The sequence below is a fragment of the Actinomyces polynesiensis genome (genome assembly GCF_000820725.1).
Classification (GTDB): Bacteria; Actinomycetota; Actinomycetes; order Actinomycetales; family Actinomycetaceae; genus Pauljensenia; species Pauljensenia polynesiensis.
In genome coordinates this window covers 1-2,067 of sequence record NZ_CCXH01000168.1, presented here as the reverse complement: position 1 = coordinate 2,067, position 2,067 = coordinate 1, and the positions used below count along the sequence as shown (strand labels likewise).

The following is a 2,067-nucleotide window of genomic DNA, read 5'->3' as shown; positions in this document are numbered from 1 at the left end:
CCCACCACCCGGTCACTCGTAGTCGTCGACGGCCGGCTGCTCGACCTTCGTCCCGGAGGCGCCGAGCGTCTCGTCGTAGATCTTGGTCCAGGTGTCGCCACCGTCGGTGAAGACCTTGTTGATGAAGTGGCGCAGGGCGGCATCGTCCTTGGGGACGCCGACCCCGTACTTCTCCACGCTGAAGGGGTCACCGACCACCTTGAGGGCGTCCGGCTCCTGGGCGGCGTAGCCGATGAGGATCGCCTGGTCGGTGGTCACCGCGTCCACGGTGCCGTCCTTGAGGGCCTCGACGCACTGGGAGTAGTTGTCGAACTCCGTCGTCTTGGTGTCGGGGTAGTTGTCCTTGATGTTCTGGATCGGGGTGGATCCCGTGGCCGAGCAGACCGTCTTGCCGGCGAGGTCCTGGTCGGACTTGATGTCCGTGTTGTCGGCCTTCACGAGCAGGCCCTGCCCGGTGACGAAGTACGGACCGGCGAAGCCGACCTGCTCCTTGCGCTTGTCAGTGATGGAGTACGTCCCGACGTAGTAGTCGATGTCCCCGTTGATGAGGGCCTGCTCGCGGTTGGCGGAGGGAACCTTCTGGAACTCGATCTGGTCGGCGGAGAAGCCGAGCTCTGCGGCGATCCAGGTGGCGATCTCGATGTCGAACCCGGAACGCTCACCCGTGACGGCGTCCAGGTACCCCAGACCCGGCTGGTCCTCCTTCACACCGATGCGGACCTTGCCGTTGGACTTCATGGTGTCGTAGGTCGGGGAGTCGGTGAGGTCGACGTTCGTCGCCACCGGGAACTCGGCGGCAGCCCCGCCGGACTGCGACCCGGAGGAGCAGGCCGCCAGGGAGAGCGCCGTGGCGGCTGCCGCCACCAGCGCGAGGAAACCCTTCGTGCGCATGGGAGGTCCTTTCGTGTGCACCGGGGCGACGCCCGGTGGGGATGGGTGCTGCGTGTTGATGGGTCCGGAGCACCCGGGGGGCGCTCCGAGCGATCAGTGGGAGAGGATCTTGGAGAGGAAGTCCTTGGCGCGATCCGTCTGGGGGTGGGAGAAGAACTGCTCGGGCGGGGCCTGCTCGATGATCTGGCCGTCCGACATGAATGCCACCCGGTCCGCCGCCTTGCGCGCGAAACCCATCTCGTGGGTGACGACGATCATCGTCATGCCGTCCTTCGCCAGCTGCACCATGACGTCGAGGACCTCGTTGATCATCTCGGGGTCCAGGGCGGAGGTGGGCTCGTCGAAGAGCATGACCTTGGGCTGCATGGCGAGGGCCCGTGCGATGGCGACGCGCTGCTGCTGGCCGCCGGAGAGCTGGGCGGGGTACTTGTCCGCCTGTGCGCCCACGCCCACGCGGTCCAGGAGCTGGCGGGCGCGTTCGACCGCCTCGTCCTTGGGGACCTTCTTGACCTTGACGGGGGCCAGGGTGACGTTCTCGAGGATCGTCTTGTGGGAGAAGAGGTTGAAGGACTGGAACACCATCCCCACGTCGGCCCTCAGTGCGGCGAGCTTCTTGCCCTCCTTGGGCAGGGGCACGCCGTCGATGTAGATTTCGCCCGAGGTCACCGTCTCCAGGCGGTTGATGGTGCGACAGAGCGTCGACTTGCCGGACCCCGAGGGACCGACGAGCAGGACGACCTCCCCCTTGTCCACCGTCAGGTTGATGTCGTGGAGGGCCTCGAAGTCACCGAAGTGCTTGTAGACGTGCTCGACGACGACGAGCGGTCCGGCCGGGGCGCCTTGGGCATTTTCCTCTGACATGGGCTCGACTTTACCTTCACTGAGGGGGGCGTGGCACGTGGTCCAGTCCGTGGACTGAGTCCTTCCCCACGCGTGGGGAAGCGGATGGACTCCCATGGGTTGACTTGGATGATGAAAATCGGGCGACGGGCGGTCCGTCGCCCCGGGGGTGTCGCGGCCCGACCGGCCCGGGCGCCTCCCGTTGCGTTCAGTCGGCGTCGAGACCGGGGTCCAGCGCCATCAGGTCCGCCAGGGTCTGGGGACGCAGCACCCACTGGGCGGCCCCGTCCTCGACGGCGAGCACCCCGGGCTTGGGGAACATGTTGTAGTTCGACG

The 2,067-nt window shown here is 66.8% G+C and carries 2 protein-coding genes; both read right to left on the bottom strand.

Features of this window, described 5'->3' with window-relative positions:
* Positions 1-12: 12 nt before the first annotated feature.
* Complete coding sequence (locus tag TA90_RS07300) at positions 13-891, bottom strand: glutamate ABC transporter substrate-binding protein (protein ID WP_043535442.1); 879 nt, start codon at positions 889-891, stop codon at positions 13-15.
* Positions 892-984: 93 nt separating this feature from the next.
* Entirely contained in the window at positions 985-1,752 is a 768-nt protein-coding gene (locus TA90_RS07295) for an amino acid ABC transporter ATP-binding protein (protein WP_043535440.1), read from the bottom strand.
* Positions 1,753-2,067: the final 315 nt, after the last annotated feature.